Origin of the sequence: Amycolatopsis sp. NBC_00345, from assembly GCF_036116635.1 — a bacterium.
GTDB lineage: Bacteria > Actinomycetota > Actinomycetes > Mycobacteriales > Pseudonocardiaceae > Amycolatopsis.
The window spans coordinates 8,073,323-8,091,398 of record NZ_CP107995.1 but is presented as its reverse complement, the minus strand read 5'-3'; the positions used below and the strand labels follow the sequence as shown (position 1 = coordinate 8,091,398).

The window sequence follows — 18,076 nt, the reverse complement described above, 5'->3', positions numbered from 1 at the left end:
GTTCCTCCCCATCCCCTTCGGTCACCCGGAAAGAATTTAGTCGACCGGGTAAAGACTGGACCATCGGTCATCGGACGGCGCGTCCGGCCCGAACTCGGCGACGGCGTCGTCCGCCAGCTCCGTGATGACCTCGCGCAGCTCCAGCCGGTCCAGCCAGCCGGGCGGCAGCGCGTCCTCGCCGTACATCGCGCCGACGAGGTTGCCGCAGACCGAGCCCGTGGAATCGCTGTCGCCGCCGTGGTTCACGGCCGCGAGCAAGGCGGATTCGGCGTCTTCGGTGGTCAGGGCCACGTAGACGGACATCGCGAGCGCCGTTTCCCCGGAGTCGCCCCGCCCCAGCGCTTCGAGCCGCTCCGGCTCGGCGGGGGCCGCGGTGTCGGGTCCCGGCGCCGCCAGTGCCTGCTCCAGCGCGGCGTCGGCCTCCTCGTGGCCGGGGTGGCGCACCAGCTCGGCGCGCGCGGTCCCCACGGCGTCGAGCAATGGCTTGCCCAGCAGCAGTTCGTGCACGATCACCGCGAAGGTGCCGGCCGACAAATACCCGCTTGGGTGACCGTGGGTCAGCGCCGCGGCCTCGGCCGCGAGCCCGAACACCTCCGACAAGTCGTCGGACCACAGAGCGACGGGCGCGACACGCATACTGTGCTGTTCGCTGCTAATCCGACCGCAGCCACGGCGGAAACGGGTTGCTACGAGCGGGCCGGCTGCAGCCCGTGTCCGCCTACTTTCGGTCGGATTAGCAGCGGCGCCGCAGCCCTTGGAGTTGTTCACCGGCCGGTCGACGCCGCCGCGAATGCCGGACCGGCCGTACGCCTCCAGCTCGCCGAAGCAGGTCAGCCCGGGCGCCCGGCGCCGCTGCGCGTGGGCGCGGACCAGGGCTTCGAGCGTGAACAGCGTCATCTGCGTGTCGTCGGTGAAGCGCCCTTCGCCGCCGTACGCGGAGAGGAAGCCGGTGATCCCGGCCGGCCCGGCGATCTCCCGGATCCGGTCCATCGAGTCGAACTCGACGCGCGCGCCGAGCGCGTCGCCGATCGCCCCGGCGAGCAGGCTGCCACGCAGCCGGTGTGCCTCCATGCCGCCCATCTTGCTCAGTGTCACCGCCGGCGTCTCGGGGACCGTGCGATTCCCGGGCCGGTCAGTGACGCGGATACCGCTGCACCCACTGGTCGCCGAGCCGGCTCAGTGCCGAATCGCGGTCGAAGTGCCACAGCGCGTCGGACGAGATCTGCTCGATCAGGTGGCGCAGCTCCAGCTGGTCGACCCACTTCTGCGGCAGCCCGGGCACACCGGCCCTGGCGCCGAGCAGCGCGCCGGCGATCGCGCCGGTCAGCGCGCTGCGGCCGGAGTGGTTGACCGCGCGCAGCATCGCCTGCTCCGGGTAGTTCTCGAAGCCGGACAGCGCGGCGAACGCGCGGCCGAGCACCGACAGCGTGCCCTGGCCGTCGCCGATCAGCTCGGGCATGCGCAGGTCCGGGAGGCCGTGCTCGCCGAAGAACGGGACCGACTCCGCGACCATCGCCTTCACCGGCGCCCATTCCGGGCCGTTGACGAACGTGGTGTTGTGCTCGGTCAGGATCTCGCGCGAGAGGTTCCAGACGGGGTAGCTGAACGCCTCTTTCGTCAGCGCCGACTCGAACAGCCACGCCAGGTACGTCGCCACGGTGAGGTCTTCGTCGTGCGGGTGCGTGACGCCGACGAGGTCGCGCACGGCCTGCTGGACGCCGCCGCTGAAGCCGGTTCCCGGGCCGGCCATGGTGAGCACCGCGGGCAGCGCGGCGATCAGCGCCATCGGGCCCGACATCGGCACCGCGCCCGGCGATCCGGTCACCAGCGCGTGGTACGCGTTCAGCTCGGTGTCCTCGGCCGTGCGGCGGACGTGCAGCTCCGGCACCTTCACCAGCCAGCCGTCGGGTTCTTCGTAGGGCGCGCCCTGCGTGTGCAGCCAGCGCATCAGCGCGCCGCGCACCACTCCCGGGAAGAGCTTTTCGACGTCACGCGACTCGGGCTGCTCGCGGTGCGGGCTGCGGATCACGGCCTCGGTGTAGAACAGCAGCCGTTGCGTCAGCGAGCCGACGCGGCCCGGCTGGTCGAAGGCCACCGGCAGGTCGTCGACGCCGTCGGGGCCGAACTGGGTGACGATCTCGTCCAGCCGCAGCCGGTCGACGGCCATGCCCAGCGCCTCGCCGAGCGCGAAGCCGACGTACGCGCCCGTGACGCGCTGCCAGCCGAAGCGGAAGTCTTCGAGCTCTTGCTCGTGGTATTTGCCGAACGTGTCCAGCCGCGGCACCAGCTGCCCGGTGTTGTCCCAGGACGGCGCGAGGCCGTTGGCGCGCAGGTCGTTCGGCTTGCTCCGGGGCGCTTCCGGCTGGGCCATCCGCCGCAGCCACGATTCGCCGAGCACGGTCTTCTGGCACTCTTCGGCGGTCAGCTCGAAGCCATGTCTCCGTGCCCGCTCCGCGGCGCCCAGCGGCGGCGGCACGGGCTCTTCGAGGCCCATCCGCGTCGCCGTGTCGCGGGCCAGCCGCTCCAGGTCCTCCTCGGCCTCCGGGCAGCGGCCGTTGCGGTCGATCCGCGGCTCGTGGCGAGGGAACCGCTTCGCGATCGCGGCCAGCTCGTCACCCGTGACGTCCTCGAACGTCGCCGGGCCGCCGTTGATCACCAGGTTCGGCGGGTGCTCGAACTCGGCCAGCGTGGCCAGGTCCACGCGCCACCAGGCGTGCTCGCGCGGCGGGAAGTGCCGGGTCGCGCTGAACACCTTGAGCTCGTTGCGCTCCTCGGAGAAGTAGAAGCGGTCGGTGGAGCCGCTTTCGGGGTCGAGCGGCACGAAGACCTCGCAGCGCAGCAGCCCGATCAGCAGCTGCTCGCGCGTCAGCCAGCCGACGCTCGCGAACGCCAGCAGCGTCTCCAGCGTGTTCTCCGGCTTCGGGTAGCCACGGCGGATCGGGCCGGCCTTGTACTCGGGGTTCTCGCGCTCGTCGCCGGTCTGGTGGCCCTCGTTGTCGACCTTCACCCAGCCCGCGACGGCCTGCAGCGGCACGCCCAGCTCACCCAGCCCGGCCTTCACGTACTCCGGGTCCACGACCTCGCGCCAGCTCTCCTGGCCGGGGAACGCGACCGGGATGCTCAGCCCGCCCGGGTGCGGGTGCGCCTGGCGCAGCTCGCCGTCCGGCTCGCGCACGACCACCGACGGCGGCGGGAACAGCTCCTTCTCCGGGCGGCCGTCGTCGAGGAACGCGACGGTGTTGTAGGGGATCGACCAGCCTTCGGGGATACGCAGCACTTGGTCGTGGTCCACCCGGAGTCCGCCGGGGCCCACGACTTCGGGACCGTGCACAGCGCGCAGCCAGTTCCCGACCTTCTCCATCGCTTCCGCCGCTTCCACCTACTCGATCCTCTCCAGGCTTCCGTCGGACTCGTGCTCCGAGATCGGCTTCGGCAGCACGTACGCCACGGCCCCGCCCGGCAGGTTCGCCCAGGGCACAGTGACCCCGGTGATCACGTGGAGTGATCGCCGGAGCCGATAAGTGCGGGCCACTCGCTCTCGTTCGAGTGGCAGTGACGTCGTAACGAACCGTACCTCGCCGTGATGTACCAGGTTCCCGGGTTCCTCACCGAAACGCAGCACGACGGTACCTTCCGCCAACCGGGTGAGTCTCTTGTTGCGGAGCAGGGTGAGGGGAGGGTCACCCGGGGCGGCCTGGATCGGCCAGTCGTCGAGCACGCGGGCGGTCTCCAGCGGCGTCTCCCGCCCGGCGGTCATGCGGGCGGGGTGCAGCAGCAGGCCGCCGAGCAGCTGCTGGGCGGCGCTGGCCAGGTGCGCGAAGCGCTGTTCGACGCCGGTCGCGGACGTCACCGTCCAGCCGTGGCCGGCCGATTCGAGGCACCACTTCCCCGGCTCACGGGGGCCGATCCGGTAGGCCTGCGGCCAGACGCCGAACGAGTCGAGCCGCCGTACCAGCACCTCGAGCAGCTGGTCGTCGGTCAGTTCGGGGTCCGCGACGGTCTCCAGCTCGGCCGCGTCGTCGCCGCCGGTCCGCCGCACGTCGGCGGGCCCCGGCCGGGGCCGTGGATTCCCGAGCAGGTCGGCCTCGGCGGTGCGGCGGACCAGGTGCTCCACGTACGGCGGCTGGAAGCCCAGCGACCGGATGTGCGCGACCAGCGCGGCCTCGGGCGCGACGCCGGCGCGAAGCTGCTGGGGCACGGTCTCGGGCCAGAGCCACGTGCCGTCCGTGCGGTGCTCGTCGCCGACGAGCGGCTCGCGTTCGAGGTACTGCAGCACCAGCGGCAGCTCGTCGTCCGGCAGCGGCTCTCGCTCCTCCCCCGCCTCGGCCGGACGGGCGCGGCGGAACGCGACGCCGAGCGGGAGCCCCGCGCGCAGCCGCCACCAGTCGGGGATGTGCGCGTCGTCGCGGGGGAACGTGGCCAGCTCGTCGGCGTACGCCTCGGCGTCGGGCGGCGTCGTCCACTGGGGGTCGTCGTCGGTGAAGAAGTCGAAATCGAAGGTCGCGTCGGGTGCGAGGACGAAGCGCGACTGCAGCCAGGTGCCGCGGCCCTGCTGGTACATCCCGGTGCGCAGCGCGCTGAACCGTTCGGTCAGCTCCGGCCCGGCCGTCGTGTTGCGCAGCCGTACCTCGGTGTGGGCGCCGACCTGTGCGAACCCGACTCCGGCCGGACCGGCGGGGTCGGGCTGGTGGGCGCGGATCAGCTTGCCGATCTCGACGAGCAGGGCCCGCTGCTCGTCCGCGGCGAGGGTTTGTTCCACGTGAATCAACGCATCCGGGACATGCGGGCTCAGAAGCCGCGGCGGCGGTTCTGGGGCACGGCGCCACGCGGACGCACGCGCCGCGGCGTGGGTCGCGGGGCCGGCGTCTGGTGCGGCAACGCTTCGGTGAGCGGGGCCTCGGCGAGCTGCTGCACCAAGGCCTGGACGGTGTACGCGAGCTGCGCCGGAGAGGTGCGCTCGAAGGCGTCGGGGGCGAACTCGAGCTTCCCGAGCGTGCCGCCCGCGCCGACGGTGGCCCGGACCAGCCCGTCCGGCGACGTCAGCACGGCAGGAGCGACTTCGAGGCGGGCGCGATCGTCGCCGGTGGTGCTCACGGTGGCCCCCCCGTGGTGGTTGAACTCGCCGGAGTTCACCCGGCCGGGTCATGCGTCACCCTAATGCCAATGGACTGATGACAGTCCCCGTTCGGCCCAACGGTTTGCGGCAGCGAATCAGCTCGGCGTGGCGCGCCGCCGCGCGAGGACGTAACCGGCGCCGCCCAGCACGTAGCAAATCGTGGCCGCCACCATCAAGCCCGGCGAGTACCCGGTGACCGGCACGAACACCGCGCCGACCGCCACGGCCGCCACCTGCGTGATGTTGAAGAGCGTGTCGTAGAGGGCGAAGACGCGGCCGCGGGCCTCGTCGGCGACGTCGAGCTGGATCGACGAGTCGACACCGAGCTTCAGCACCTGGCCCGCGCCCGTGATCAGGAACGACGCGATGAGCGCGAGCGGCAGCAGCATCGGCAGGCCGAGCGCGGACTGCGCGATCGCCGCCACGACCAGTGCGCCGAGGATCGCGCGGAGCCGGCCGAGCCCGCGGATCAGCCGCGCCGTGCACAGCCCGGCGACGAGGATGCCCACCCCGGCGAGCGCCACCATCTGGCCGAGCCCGGGCAGGCCGGCCCGGAAGACCCCGTCGTCCACGAAGTAGTTGCGCATCAGCAGCACGGTGACCAGCAGCGAGATGCCGTAAGCCGCGCGGTGGGCGAAGAGCGCGATGAAGCCGGCCGTCACGCTCGGTGCGCGCCAGGCGTGCCGCGCACCGTCCGCGAGGCCGCGGGCGACGGCGAGGAACGGGTTCGGCGGCTCGTCGACCACCGTCGGCCCGAGCACGCCGCGGCCGAACCTCCGGGCGATCAGCGCGGACACCAGCGCGCCCAGCACGGCGAACGCCGTCGTCTCGGCCGAGCCGACGTCACCCGCGCCGAACACGGAGCGCAGCAGGATGGCGCAGCCGCCGCCGACCACGGCCATCCCGGAGCCCAGCGTCGTTACGAAGGCGTTCGCCGAAACCACGCTCGAAGCGGGCACGACGTGCGGCAGCGAGGCCGACAGACCGGAGCCGATGAAGCGTGACGTGCCCTCGGCCAGCAGGGCGAGTGAGAACAGCCCGGTGCCGCTGAGGCCCGTCCCGACCGCGGCGGCCGACGCCAGGATCGCGACGGCGCGCAGCACGTTCGCGAACACCAGTACTTTCCGCCGGTCCCAGCGATCGAGCAGGGCCCCCGCGAACGGCCCGACGATCGAGTACGGCAGCAGCAGCGCCGCGAACCCCTCGGCGATGGCCAGCGGGTCGGCGCCGCGCTCGGGGTTGAACAGCACGGCCCCCGCCAGCCCGGCGCGGTAAACCCCGTCCCCCCACTGCGCGGCGAAGCGCGTGTACAGCAGACGGCGGAATTCGGGGTCGCGGAGCAGGAGCCTCGGCCCGATCCGCTCCGTCGTCGCCCCGCCGCTGATCGTCACGCGGTCAGCGTAGTCATCCGGGCATGCTGCTCAGAAGGTGCTTTGGGGGGTCCGCGAGTAAGTCCGCGAACAGGTAAGCGGCCGGCGCACCGGTGGGGGTCCGGCCCCCGGTTGACACACCAAGTGCGACTGCGGCGAAGCGGTGCTCCGCGAGCAGGTGGCGGCCGGCGCACTTGGTCGCCTCTCGGCGGCTTGGCGCAGTGTGGCTCCAGCCGAACGGTATTCCACAAAGGCGGTTCTTCAGTGAGCCCGGGGGACACGGAGTGCGCCGGCCACTGTGTTCAACGGGGCGGGTGGGACTGGTGTTCCCCAGCCGCCGGGTTTTCTCCGAGCCGGAGGTGGGATCATGGCGGGCGTGCCAGCGGACGCCGAGGTAGAACCGGGAACGCTCCTGGTCGCCGCCCCCACGATGTTCGACCCGAACTTCAAGCGCACCGTGGTGTTCGTCATCGACCACCGCGACGAAGGCACGCTCGGGGTGGTGCTGAACCGCCCGAGCGACGTGCCCGTGCACGACGTGCTGCCCACTTGGGGCGGGCACGTCGCGGAACCGCAGTCGGTTTTCGTCGGCGGGCCGGTGGAGAAGAAGACCGCGCTGTGCCTGGCGGCGCTGCGCACGGGCGAGACGGCGGCGAGCGTGCCCGGCGTGATCGCCGTCCGAGGGCCGGTGGCGCTGGTCGACCTCGACACCGATCCCGAGGTGCTCGTGCCGAAGGTGCGCGGCGTGCGCGTGTTCGCCGGGTACGCGGGCTGGGACTCGGGGCAGCTCGCGGGCGAGATCGAGCGGGACGACTGGGTCATCGTGCCCGCACTGCCGAGCGACATCCTGGCCTCGCCGAACCGTGACCTGTGGGGCCAGGTGCTGCGCCGCCAGGGCGTGCCGATCGCGTTGCTGGCCACCCACCCGGGCGACCTGCAGCGGAACTGACTCGTGAGTGTTTATGACGGTTCTAACCGTCATAAACACTCACGAGTCCTTCTTGAACACCCCACAGCCACCGGCGCCGCAGGCACAACCGCTGCAGCCGGCGGGCGCGGCCGGAGCCGGGGCCGGCACGGTCAGCGCCGCGCGGGCGCCGAGCACCCCGCCGCCGACCACCATCGCGAGCAGGCCCAGCACGCCGACGAACGCGGCGGCGATCAGCCCGGCCGTGGTCGGCATCGCGAGCCCCGCGAGCCCGGCGACGACAGCCACCGCGCCGCCGGCCAGCGTCGGCAGCCCGGCGATGCGGTTGGCCAGCTTGAACGCGGCCTCACTGCGCAGCGAGGCCGCCGTGCGGACACCGGTACCGCTTTCCCGGGTCAGCCGCTCGCGGAAGCCGAGGAAGCCACCCCAGCCGACGACAACACCCAGCACGATCGGGACGAGCGCGATAGCGAACACCCCACGAGGATAAGCGTGACGTCCTGGCAACCTGGCGGATACCCTCATCCGCTGTGCTACAGGCCATGTCTTCACCTACGCGACGCCGAGTGCTCACCGCTGCCCTGATCGGGGGACTCCCGCTCTCCCTGCTGGCCGCGGCCCCGTCCGCGGGCGCCACGGAGAGTCACGCTCGGCCCATCCGCCTGATCGGCGAGCAGATCGTGCCGAACGCGCTGCCGTTCCAGGGCACCACGGTCGGCGGCCTGTCCTCGGTCGACTACGACCCGAGGACCGGCGGTTACGCCCTGATCTGCGACGACCGCTCGGCTATCAACCCGGCGCGGTTCTACACGGCGAAGTTCGACGTCGATGCCCACCACCTCGGGCCCGTCACCTTCACCGCCACTCACCCGCTGCTGCGCCCGGACGGCACGCCGTACCCGCCGCTCGCGAAGAACGACCCCGCCGCGCCGCAGAACGAGCAGACGATCGACCCCGAAGAGCTGCGCGTCGACCCGTGGACCGGCGACTACGTGTGGTCGCAGGAGGGCGAGCGCACCGCGACCACCCCGCCGACGCTGATCGACCCGTCGATCCGCCAGGCGCGCCGGGACGGGAAATACGTCCGCGACCTGCCGATCCCCGCGAACGAGAAGATGACCCCCGGCGCCGGGCCGCGGCAGAACCTGGTGCTCGAGGGCCTGAGCTACGCCGCGTTCGGCACCCTGCTCGCCAGCGAGGTCGAGGGCCCGCTGCTGCAGGACGGCCCGGAGCCGACCACCACGTCCGGCGCGCTTTCGCGGATCACGCTGCAGGCCCGCACCGGCCCGGTGCTCGCGCAGTACGCGTACCCGCAGGAAAAGCTGTTCGCCGGCCCGGTGCCACCCACCGCGTTCGCCACCACCGGCGTCTCCTCGATGCTCGCGGTGAACCAGGCCGACCCGACGAAGTACCTGATGATGGAGCGCTCGTTCGTCACCGGTGTCGGGAACAAGATCCGGATCTACGAGATCGACACCCGCGGCGCGACGAACATCCTGAACGTCAAGTCGCTGGCCTCGGCCAAGGGCGTCCAGCCGGTGAATAAGAAGCTGCTGCTCGACCTGGCCGACTATCCGCTGTCCACTGTGGACAACGTGGAGGGCATGACCTGGGGCCCGGCGCTGCCGGACGGCGAGCGCAGCCTGGTCATGGTGAGCGACAACAACTTCTCCGACACGCAGGTGACGCAGGTGATCGCTTTGGCGGTCCCGTCAGAACGGCTTTGACCAGGGCGTTAAGATATGTGTATGAACACGGCTCGGCTGCTCCTTAGCCTGCCGCGCTGACCAGGCCACCAAGGCCACGGCCGGCGCGGCGACCCCTCACGCCTTCGGGCTTGGGGGGTCGAGTTGTTTCTGGAGTGGCTCGACACGGAGGAAAACGGCGATGACAGGGTCCACGGAAACTCCGGCCCCGGCGGCCGGCGCGGCGGAAACGCCGGCGCCGGCAGACGCTGTGCCCGGCACCGAGAAGGCCCCGCCGCACCGCTACACCGCGGAGCTGGCCGGGCAGATCGAGCAGCGCTGGCAGGACTACTGGTCCGACCACGGCACCTACCACGCGCCGAACCCCACCGGCCCGCTCGCGGCCGAGGGCGAGCCGGTGCCGTCGGACAAGCTGTTCGTGCAGGACATGTTCCCGTACCCGTCCGGCTCGGGCCTGCACGTCGGGCACCCGCTGGGCTACATCGGCACCGACGTCTACGCCCGCTACCACCGGATGATCGGGCGCAACGTCCTGCACACGCTGGGCTACGACGCGTTCGGCCTGCCCGCGGAGCAGTACGCCGTGCAGACCGGCACGCACCCGCGCACCACCACCGAGGCGAACATCGTCACGATGCGGCGCCAGCTGAAGCGGCTGGGCCTGGGCCACGACGAGCGCCGGTCGATCGAGACGATCGACCCGGACTACTACAAGTGGACCCAGTGGATCTTCCTGCAGATCTTCAACTCCTACTACGACACCGACGCCCGGAAGGCGCGGCCGATCGAGGAGCTGGAGAAGGCGTTCGCGTCCGGCGAGCGCCCGACGCCGGACGGCCGGCCGTGGGCCGAGCTGAGCGACGTCGAGCGGCGCAAGGTGATCGACGACCACCGCCTGGTCTACATCTCCGAGGCGCCGGTGAACTGGGCCCCTGGCCTGGGCACCGTCGTCGCGAACGAGGAGGTGACCGCGGACGGCCGCAGCGACCGCGGCAACTTCCCGGTGTTCCGCAAGAGCCTGCGCCAGTGGATGATGCGGATCACCGCGTACTCCGACCGCCTGGTCGACGACCTGGACCTGCTGGACTGGCCGGACAAGGTCAAGTCCATGCAGCGCAACTGGGTCGGCCGCTCGCAGGGCGCCCGCGTCGCGTTCGCCGCCGGTGACGAGAAGATCGAGGTCTTCACCACCCGGCCGGACACGCTGTTCGGCGCCACCTACATGGTGATCGCGCCCGAGCACCCGCTGGTCGGCAAGCTGACCGCCGCCGAGTGGCCGGGCGAGCACCCGGAGAGCTGGACCGGCGGCGCCAAGACGCCGGCCGACGCCATCGCCGGGTACCGCGCGGCCACCGCCCGCAAGTCCGACCTGGACCGCCAGGAGAACAAGGACAAGACGGGCGTCTTCACCGGCACGTACGCGGTGAACCCGGTGAACGGCAAGGAAATCCCGGTCTTCGTCGGCGACTACGTGCTGATGGGCTACGGCACCGGCGCGATCATGGCCGTGCCCGCGCAGGACCAGCGCGACTACGACTTCGCCAAGAAGTTCGAGCTGGAGATCGTCCGCACCGTCGACCCCGGCCCCGGTTTCGACGGCGAGGCGTTCACCGGCGACGGCGCGGCGATCAACTCGGCGAACGACACGGTCAGCCTGGACGGCATGGGCGTGGCCGACGCCAAGAAGACGATCATCGCCTGGCTGGAGGAGCACGGCCACGGCGAGGGCACCGTGCAGTACAAGCTGCGCGACTGGCTGTTCGCCCGCCAGCGCTACTGGGGTGAGCCGTTCCCGATCGTCTACGACGAGTCCGGCCTGCCGATCGCGCTGCCCGAGGACCAGCTGCCCGTGGTGCTGCCGGAGGTCGACGACTACTCGCCGAAGACCTTCGACCCGGACGACGCCGACTCCGAGCCGTCGCCGCCGCTGTCGCGCGCCACCGACTGGGTCGACGTCACGCTGGACCTGGGCGACGGCCCGAAGAAGTACCGCCGCGACACCAACGTGATGCCGCAGTGGGCGGGCTCGTGCTGGTACCAGCTGCGCTACGTCGACCCGGACAGCAAGGACGTGTTCTGCGCGCCGGAGAACGAGGCCTACTGGATGGGCCCGCGCCCGGCCGAGCACGGCGTCGACGACCCGGGCGGCGTCGACCTGTACGTCGGCGGCGTCGAGCACGCGGTGCTGCACCTGCTGTACTCCCGCTTCTGGCACAAGGTGCTGTACGACCTGGGCCACGTGTCGTCGAAGGAGCCGTACCGCCGCCTGTTCAACCAGGGCTACATCGAGGCGTACGCCTACACCGACCAGCGCGGCGTCTACGTGCCGGCCGAGGAGGTCGTGGAGCGCGACGGCAAGTTCTTCCTGGGTGACGAGGAGGTCAACCAGGAGTACGGGAAGATGGGCAAGAGCCTGAAGAACGCCGTCACGCCCGACGAGATTTCGGACAACTACGGCGCGGACACCTTCCGGATGTACGAGATGTCCATGGGCCCGATGGACATGTCCCGCCCCTGGGCGACCAAGGACGTCGTCGGCGCGCAGCGGTTCCTGCAGCGGCTGTGGCGGCTGGTGGTCGACGAGCAGACGGGCGAGCTGCGGGTCACCGCGGACGATGCGTCGGAGGCCGACCGCAAGCTGTTGCACCGCACCATCGCCGGCGTCCGCGAGGACTACGCGGAGATGCGCTTCAACACGGCGGGCGCGAAGCTGATCGAGCTGAACAACCACCTGACCAAGGTGTACGGCTCGGCGGCGGCGACCCCGCGCGAGGTGGCGGAGCCGCTGGTGCTGCTGCTGGCCCCGCTGGCCCCGCACATCGCCGAGGAGCTGTGGCACCGGCTGGGCCACGTCGACTCGCTGGTGCACGGCCCGTTCCCGGTGGTGGAGGAGAAGTACCTGGTCGAGGACTCGGTCGAGTACCCGATCCAGGTCAACGGCAAGGTCCGCTCGCGCGTCACGGTGCCCGCCGACGCCACGAACGAGGCCGTCCAGTCCGCCGCACTGGCCGACGAGAAGGTCGCCGCACTGGTCGGCGACAAGACGCCGCGCAAGGTGATCGTCGTGCCGGGTCGCCTGGTCAACATCGTGCTGTAACGCGGTACCTGCGCCGAAGGCCGTCCCGGGAACTCCCCGGGGCGGCCTTCGCCGTCTCCGGGCCGCCTTCGCTGTTTTCGGGCCTTCCGCCAACGCTGCCAGCCAGCTGTCCACAGCCACCCTCCGTTGTGGACAACTACCGCTCCCGCTCCGCTTTTCCCCGGCCCCGTCGGGCCCCGCCGATAGACTGGGCATGGGACGCCCCCCGAGGAGGGCGGGGGCTGTCTGGCGGGGGCTGTCTGGCGGGGGCTGTCTGGCGGGGCTGTGCTTCGCATCGGGCATGCCCTGCACCAGCGCCCGCAACCCAGGTTCGCCGCGAGTTCGCCGGTTCTAGGCCGGGGACTGCGTGTGCTGGCGCAGTCCGAGCGGTAGCCGCCCGGGCGGGAGGCCGCCGATCAGCTTCCCTCCCGGCGGCCTCGATCACAAGCCCGTTCCGTCACCGCTGACCGGCCCGTCGGCTGATCCCGACACACCTCCGCACCCCCCAACCCGGGAACCCCCCGGGGCACCCCGGCCAATGCCAAGACGGAAAGACGCCAGCGTCGCCGCATCCAGGCCGATTCGATGGAGCCATCAGGAAAACGGCTTCAGCGAAGGAGAACTGCAGATGACCCTCGACGGCAAGGTGGCTCTGGTGACGGGCGGCAGCCGGGGCATCGGTGCGGCCACGGCGGTGCGGCTCGCCGAGGACGGGGCCGACGTGGTGCTCACGTACACCGCCAACGAGCGGCGAGCGGCCGACGTGGTCGAACGGATCAAGAGCCGCGGCCAAAGGGCACTCGCCATCCAGGCGGACAACGCCGACACGGCGGCCGTGGAGGCGGCGGTGGCGGCCACCGTCGCCGAGTTCGGGCGGCTTGACGTGCTGGTCAACAACGCCGGGGTGGGCTTCGTCGCGCCCCGCGAAGAAACCACGCAGGACGACGTCGACCGCGTGCTGGCGGTGAACGTCCGCGGGGTGTTCGCCGCGTCGAAGGCCGCCGCCGCGCACCTCGGCGAGGGCGGGCGCGTGATCACGATCGGCAGCTGCGTCACCGACCGCGTGCCCGGGCCGGGGATGGTGCTGTACGCGGTGAGCAAGTCGGCGATGATCGGGCTGACCAAGGCGCTCGCGCGCGAGCTGGCGCCCCGCGGCGTCACGGTCAACCTCGTGCACCCCGGCCCGATCGACACGGACCTGAACCCAGCCGACGGCCCATACGCGGCCGACCAGGGGTCCTTCACCGCCGTCGGCCGTTACGGCTCACCCGAGGAGGTCGCGGCGGCCGTCGCGTACCTCGCGGACCCGGCCAGCGCGTACGTCACCGCCGCGACCCTTTCGGTCGACGGCGGGCACGCGGCCTAACCCGCGTCGAGGCCGACGTCGCGGGCGAGGTCGGCCAGCATCGCCTCGAACAGCACGTCCGGCTTCGAAACGGGGATCGGGTAGTTGCCGAACACCTCGAGCGTGACGTGCCCGTAGAGCCGAGCCCAGAACTGGATCATCAGGTAGGTCAGGCCCAGGTCCAGCTTCTCCGGCGCGATGGCCCGCCCGGACTCCGCCAGCACCGTGAGCAGCTCCCCCTGGAACGCGGTGAGGTCGTCGCGGAGCTCGGGCGGGACCACGTCGTTCGGCGGCATCACCAGGTCGTGGATGGCCAGCACCTGCCCGGCGGCGGCGAGGAAGATCCGGCCGAACGGCTCGTCGAGGCGGTGCAGCGCGCTGCCCGCGGTGGTGCCGACCCCGCCCGTCGGCGACGCGAACACCAGCGTGAACTCCTTGGTGTGCGTCAGCGCCCAGCGCCGGAAGCCCTTGCAGATGGCGAACAGCTGCAGCATGCCGTCGTCCGGCAGGTCGGCGATGTCCACGGCCAGCTCGGCCGCCAGGTCGGCGCAGACGTCGAGGCGGAGGCTCTCCACCAGGTCGTCGCGGGACTCGTAGTAGCGGTAGAGAGCCGGCGCGGTGATGCCCAGCTCGCGGGCGATAGCGCGCAGGGTGACCGCGTCCGGGCCGTGGTCCACCAGGAGCTTACGGGCGGTGCGGCGGATGTCCTGCTCGGTAGCCGCTCGCGCGCGGCCCCTTCGCGTGGGGCTGCTCATCCGGACATTCTAGGTGGTCGGAACACTCATTTCGGTACCAACGCGGCCGGAGAACTGCCCGGCTTGTGCCGCGGCCGGGCGGCGACCCAGGGAAACGGGGCGCCGCCGACGCCGATCACTCGGGGGGCTACGTGATCGGCGCCGGCGACCCGATGCCCTCTCCGGTGCGCTTCCGGTCGGGGCAACGCCACTGGTCTCGAGGACAGTGACGCACCACAAGAGCGGAGCCCGTGTCAGAAGTGACGCCTGGGGGAGTTCTATCCCCCGATCGAGTGACGGGTTGTCCGCTGCTCGCCTGATTGTCGCACCCGGCGCGAGATAAGTTACAAAAACCTTCACTTTTGCCGACGCACCGGCCTTGACCAGCGTGACCAGGCGTCCGTGGGAGAGTAACCGCCATGAGTGCCGCCGTTCTGGTCGTGGGATCCGCCAACGCCGACCTGGTCGTGCCGGTCGACCGCCGCCCCGGAGGCGGCGAGACGGTGCTGGGCGGCGACACCGCGCTGTCGGCCGGTGGAAAGGGCGCGAACACGGCCGTCGCGGCCGGGCGGCTGGGCGCGGACGTCGCGTTGCTGGGCGCCGTCGGCGACGACCCGTACGGCCGGCTGCTGCGTGATTCGCTCGCCGGCGCGGGCGTCGCGACCGAGCACGTCCGCACCGTCGGGCGGCCGACCGGCATCGCCTACATCACCGTGACCCCCGACGGCGAGAACTCCATCCTCGTCTCCCCTGGCGCCAATTCCGCGCTGGAGCCCGGCGACATCACCGACGACGCCCTCGATGGCGTGCGCGTCATGGTCACCTCGCTCGAGGTGCCGTTGCCGACTGTCGAGCACGCCGTCGCGCGCGCGAGCGCGAAGGGCGTCCGCGTGCTGCTCAACCTGTCGCCCGCCGCCGAGGTCTCGCGCGAAACGTTGGGCGCGCTGGACGTTCTGCTCGTCAACGAGCACGAGGCCGCGTACCTGCTCGGTACCGAGGGGGCCGACCCGCGCAAGCTGCTTGAGCTGGGGCCGCGGGCGGCCGTCGTGACCCTCGGCGCGAAGGGCGCGGTGGTCGTCGAGGCGGACAGCTCGACGGAGGTCGCGTCGCCGAAGGTCAATGCCGTCGACACCACGGGCGCCGGGGACGCCTTCGCGGGCGCGCTGGCCGCGTCGCTTGCGGAGGGCGCGACGCTCGTCGACGCGGCGAAGCGGGCGGTGAAGGTCGCGGCCGTGAGCGTCACGCGACACGGCGCGCAGCCGTCGTACCCGACTCCCGACGAGCTGGAATGACCCACGGCGGCCCCGTGTTGTCGTTCACGTGGGCGATTCGTTCGGTTCGGCCTGGTGGCGGGGGTACGCCGCCCAGCTGAAGGCGGTCGCGGACGCACGGCGTCCCGACGCGCTGGCCATCATGTCGTTGTCGGAGACGCTGGCGGCGCTGGGCCGGCAGTCCGAGTCCGACGAGGGCGTGTGCGACGCCCCGCTGGAGGGCGTGGTCGGCACCGTCGCCCGCGGCGGCGACTTCGACCGCCAGTTCCGGCCGCGCAACCGCGCGCTGCGGGAGCGGTGGGAGGCGCTGGCGCGCACGTCGGCGGACCTGCCGCCGGTGCGGCTCGTGCGGCTGGGCGACATGTACTTCGTGGAGGACGGCCACCATCGCGTGGCGCTGGCCCGCGCCCGGGGATCGACGACGGTGCGCGCCAGCGTGCGCCGGATCTGCACCGTGGCCTGGGCGCTGCGCTGCCTCACGGTGGCGGACTTGCCGTCGAAGACGGCCGAGCGGCTGTTCCTCGAACGCGTGCCGCTCGCCGACGACCTTCGCCTCGGCCTCTGGCTCGACGACCCGGCCGATTGGTTCCGCCTCGCGGACTCGGCGGAGGCCTGGGGATTCCGGCAGACTCTGCACGGCCGCCCGCTGTCCAGCCGGGAACAGCTGGCCGAGGCGTGGTGGCACGAGGAGGTGCGTCCGGTGCTGGAGCGGGTGCGGTCACGCGGGTTGTGTGCGGCGCCGCGAGATATCGAGACGTATCTGAGCTATGGTCTAGACCATGTCTGAGACCCTCACGGGCACCGCCGCCTCGGGCCAGCCCGCCGCGACCACCGAGTCAGCCGGAGTCACCGTGACCAACAACCCCGCCGTTTCGTCGCTGACCGGGGTCGCTGTGAGCCCGGGGCGCGCGAGCGGTCCCGTCGTGCGTGTCGCCGAGCCGCTCGGCGAACCCGCGAGCACTCCCGCGCCGGCTGACCCGGCCGCGGAGGCCGCGCGGATCGAGCCCGCTGCCGCGGCCGTCGCCGCGCGACTGGAGGCACAGGCTGAGACCGCCGAGGGCGAGGCCGCCACGATCCTCATCACGACCGCCGCGATGGCCGCCGACCCGGCGCTGGCCACGCAGGCCCAACAGCTGGTGACGGCGCAGAACCTGCCCGCGGCTCGCGCCGTCTACCAGGCCGCCGAAGGGTTCGCCGAAGCGCTCGCCGCGGCGGGCGGCTACATGGCCGAGCGGGTGCGCGACGTCCGCGACGTGCGTGACCGGCTCGTGGCCGAGCTGCTCGGCATCGCCCCGCCGGGCGTGCCGGAGCTGACGTCGCCGAGCGTGCTCGTCGCCCGTGACCTGGCGCCCGCCGACACCGCGGGCCTCAACCCGGCGAAGGTGCTCGCGCTGGTCACCGAGGAGGGCGGGCCGACGAGCCACACCGCGATCCTGGCCCGCGCGCTCGGCATCCCGGCCGTGGTCGCCGTCCGCGGGCTGCTGGAGCTGGACGCGCCGGCGCTCGCCGTCGACGGTGACACCGGCGTCGTCGAGGTCGCCGACCCGAAGGCGCCCGTGGTCACCGCCGTCGCCGCGGGCCCGGCGGAGTGGAACGGCACGGGCGCGACCGCCGACGGCCACGTCGTAAAGGTCTACGGCAACGTCGGCTCCCCTGCCGACGCGCAGGCCGCCGCGGACGCGGGCGCCGAGGGCGTCGGCCTGTTCCGCACGGAGTTCTGCTACCTCGACGCCTCGGCCGAGCCGACCGTCGACGAGCAGCGCAAGGCCTACACCGCGGTGCTTTCGCCGTTCCGCGGCAAGCCCGTCATCGTCCGCACGCTGGACGCCGGCGCGGACAAGCCGCTCGCGTTCCTGTCGCCGGAGGTCGAGCCGAACCCGGCGCTGGGCGTCCGCGGCCTGCGGGTGGCGTTCGACCGGCCGGAGGTGCTGGACCGTCAGCTGGCGGCGATCGCCGGCGCGGCCGAGGACTCGGGCGCGGTGGTTTCGGTGATGGCCCCGATGGTCGCGACGGCGGACGAGGCGGCCTGGTTCGCCGAGCGCGCCCGCGCCGCCGGCCTCACCCGCGCGGGCGTGATGATCGAGATCCCGGCCGCGGCGTTGGCGGCGCGGGAAATCCTGGACGCCGTGGACTTCGTGTCCGTCGGCACCAACGACCTGGCCCAGTACACCTTCGCGGCCGACCGTCAGCTCGGCGCGGTGGCCAAGCTGAACGACCCGTGGCAGCCGGCCCTGCTCCGCCTGCTGAAGCTGATCGGCGACGCGGCCACCGCCACGGCCAAGCCGGCCGGCGTCTGCGGCGAGGCGGCCGGCGACCCGCGCCTGGCCTTGGTACTGGCCGGCCTCGGCCTGACCAGCGTGTCGATGAACGCCCCGGCGATCAGGTCCGTCGGCGCGAGCCTGGCGTCCGTGACCCTGGCCGAAGCCCAGTCACTGGCTGCCGCGGCCCTGTCCGCCGCCACCCCGGCCGCGGCGCGCGCAGCGGTGGCCGACGCGATCAGCTGAGAACGGAGCCGGACCCGCCCGACGGA

The 18,076-nt window shown here is 72.1% G+C and carries 14 protein-coding genes; 7 read left to right on the top strand and 7 right to left on the bottom strand.

Features of this window, described 5'->3' with window-relative positions; genetic code table 11:
• Positions 1-36: 36 nt before the first annotated feature.
• From OG943_RS36525 to OG943_RS36505, 5 genes are all read right to left on the bottom strand, one after another.
• Positions 37-1,080 (bottom strand): ADP-ribosylglycohydrolase family protein, encoded by a 1,044-nt coding sequence (locus OG943_RS36525; protein ID WP_442874830.1) that lies wholly within the window; start codon positions 1,078-1,080, stop codon positions 37-39.
• 52 nt (positions 1,081-1,132) lie between these two features.
• Complete coding sequence (locus OG943_RS36520) at positions 1,133-3,379, bottom strand: ADP-ribosylglycohydrolase family protein (protein ID WP_328605474.1); 2,247 nt, start codon at positions 3,377-3,379, stop codon at positions 1,133-1,135.
• A complete protein-coding gene (locus tag OG943_RS36515) occupies positions 3,380-4,759 on the bottom strand; it encodes a TNT domain-containing protein (RefSeq protein ID WP_328605473.1) in 1,380 nt (459 codons plus the stop codon). It lies immediately after the preceding gene.
• 29 nt (positions 4,760-4,788) lie between these two features.
• Positions 4,789-5,094, bottom strand: a complete 306-nt coding sequence (locus tag OG943_RS36510; RefSeq protein WP_328605472.1) for a hypothetical protein — start codon at positions 5,092-5,094, stop codon at positions 4,789-4,791.
• A 117-nt stretch (positions 5,095-5,211) separates the two neighbouring features.
• A complete protein-coding gene (locus OG943_RS36505; protein WP_328605471.1) occupies positions 5,212-6,507 on the bottom strand; it encodes an MFS transporter in 1,296 nt (431 codons plus the stop codon).
• Between the two features lie 346 nt (positions 6,508-6,853).
• On the opposite strand from OG943_RS36505, the gene OG943_RS36500 reads away from it, so the two are divergent.
• Positions 6,854-7,435, top strand: coding sequence for a YqgE/AlgH family protein (locus tag OG943_RS36500; protein ID WP_328605470.1), 582 nt, complete (start codon positions 6,854-6,856; stop codon positions 7,433-7,435).
• Between the two features lie 39 nt (positions 7,436-7,474).
• On the opposite strand, the gene OG943_RS36495 is transcribed toward OG943_RS36500, so the two are convergent.
• Positions 7,475-7,891: an SdpI family protein gene (locus OG943_RS36495; RefSeq protein WP_328605469.1), complete on the bottom strand. Its 417-nt coding sequence runs from the start codon at positions 7,889-7,891 to the stop codon at positions 7,475-7,477.
• A 65-nt stretch (positions 7,892-7,956) separates the two neighbouring features.
• Between OG943_RS36495 and OG943_RS36490 the strand changes: the two genes are divergently transcribed.
• From OG943_RS36490 to OG943_RS36480, 3 genes are all read left to right on the top strand, one after another.
• Positions 7,957-9,141 (top strand): esterase-like activity of phytase family protein, encoded by a 1,185-nt coding sequence (locus tag OG943_RS36490; protein WP_328605468.1) that lies wholly within the window; start codon positions 7,957-7,959, stop codon positions 9,139-9,141.
• A gap of 160 nt (positions 9,142-9,301) precedes the next feature.
• The gene (gene leuS, locus OG943_RS36485; protein ID WP_328605467.1) at positions 9,302-12,217 is read left to right on the top strand and encodes a leucine--tRNA ligase; all 2,916 of its coding nucleotides are present in this window, start codon (positions 9,302-9,304) and stop codon (positions 12,215-12,217) included.
• Between the two features lie 607 nt (positions 12,218-12,824).
• The gene (locus OG943_RS36480; protein WP_328605466.1) at positions 12,825-13,562 is read left to right on the top strand and encodes an SDR family oxidoreductase; all 738 of its coding nucleotides are present in this window, start codon (positions 12,825-12,827) and stop codon (positions 13,560-13,562) included.
• Here OG943_RS36480 and OG943_RS36475 read toward each other — a convergent pair.
• The gene (locus tag OG943_RS36475) at positions 13,559-14,296 is read right to left on the bottom strand and encodes a TetR/AcrR family transcriptional regulator (protein WP_328605465.1); all 738 of its coding nucleotides are present in this window, start codon (positions 14,294-14,296) and stop codon (positions 13,559-13,561) included. The genes OG943_RS36480 and OG943_RS36475 overlap by 4 nt on opposite strands.
• A 398-nt stretch (positions 14,297-14,694) precedes the next feature.
• Between OG943_RS36475 and OG943_RS36470 the strand changes: the two genes are divergently transcribed.
• Genes OG943_RS36470 through ptsP form a run of 3 tightly spaced genes read left to right on the top strand, consistent with a single transcriptional unit; the run spans position 14,695 to position 18,050 of the window.
• Positions 14,695-15,567 (top strand): ribokinase, encoded by an 873-nt coding sequence (locus OG943_RS36470; RefSeq protein ID WP_328605464.1) that lies wholly within the window; start codon positions 14,695-14,697, stop codon positions 15,565-15,567.
• Positions 15,568-15,595: 28 nt separating this feature from the next.
• Positions 15,596-16,333, top strand: a complete 738-nt coding sequence (locus tag OG943_RS36465) for a hypothetical protein (RefSeq protein WP_328605463.1) — start codon at positions 15,596-15,598, stop codon at positions 16,331-16,333.
• Positions 16,326-18,050, top strand: coding sequence for a phosphoenolpyruvate--protein phosphotransferase (gene ptsP / locus OG943_RS36460; protein ID WP_328605462.1), 1,725 nt, complete (start codon positions 16,326-16,328; stop codon positions 18,048-18,050). The genes OG943_RS36465 and ptsP overlap by 8 nt, the downstream gene beginning before the upstream one ends.
• Positions 18,051-18,076: the final 26 nt, after the last annotated feature.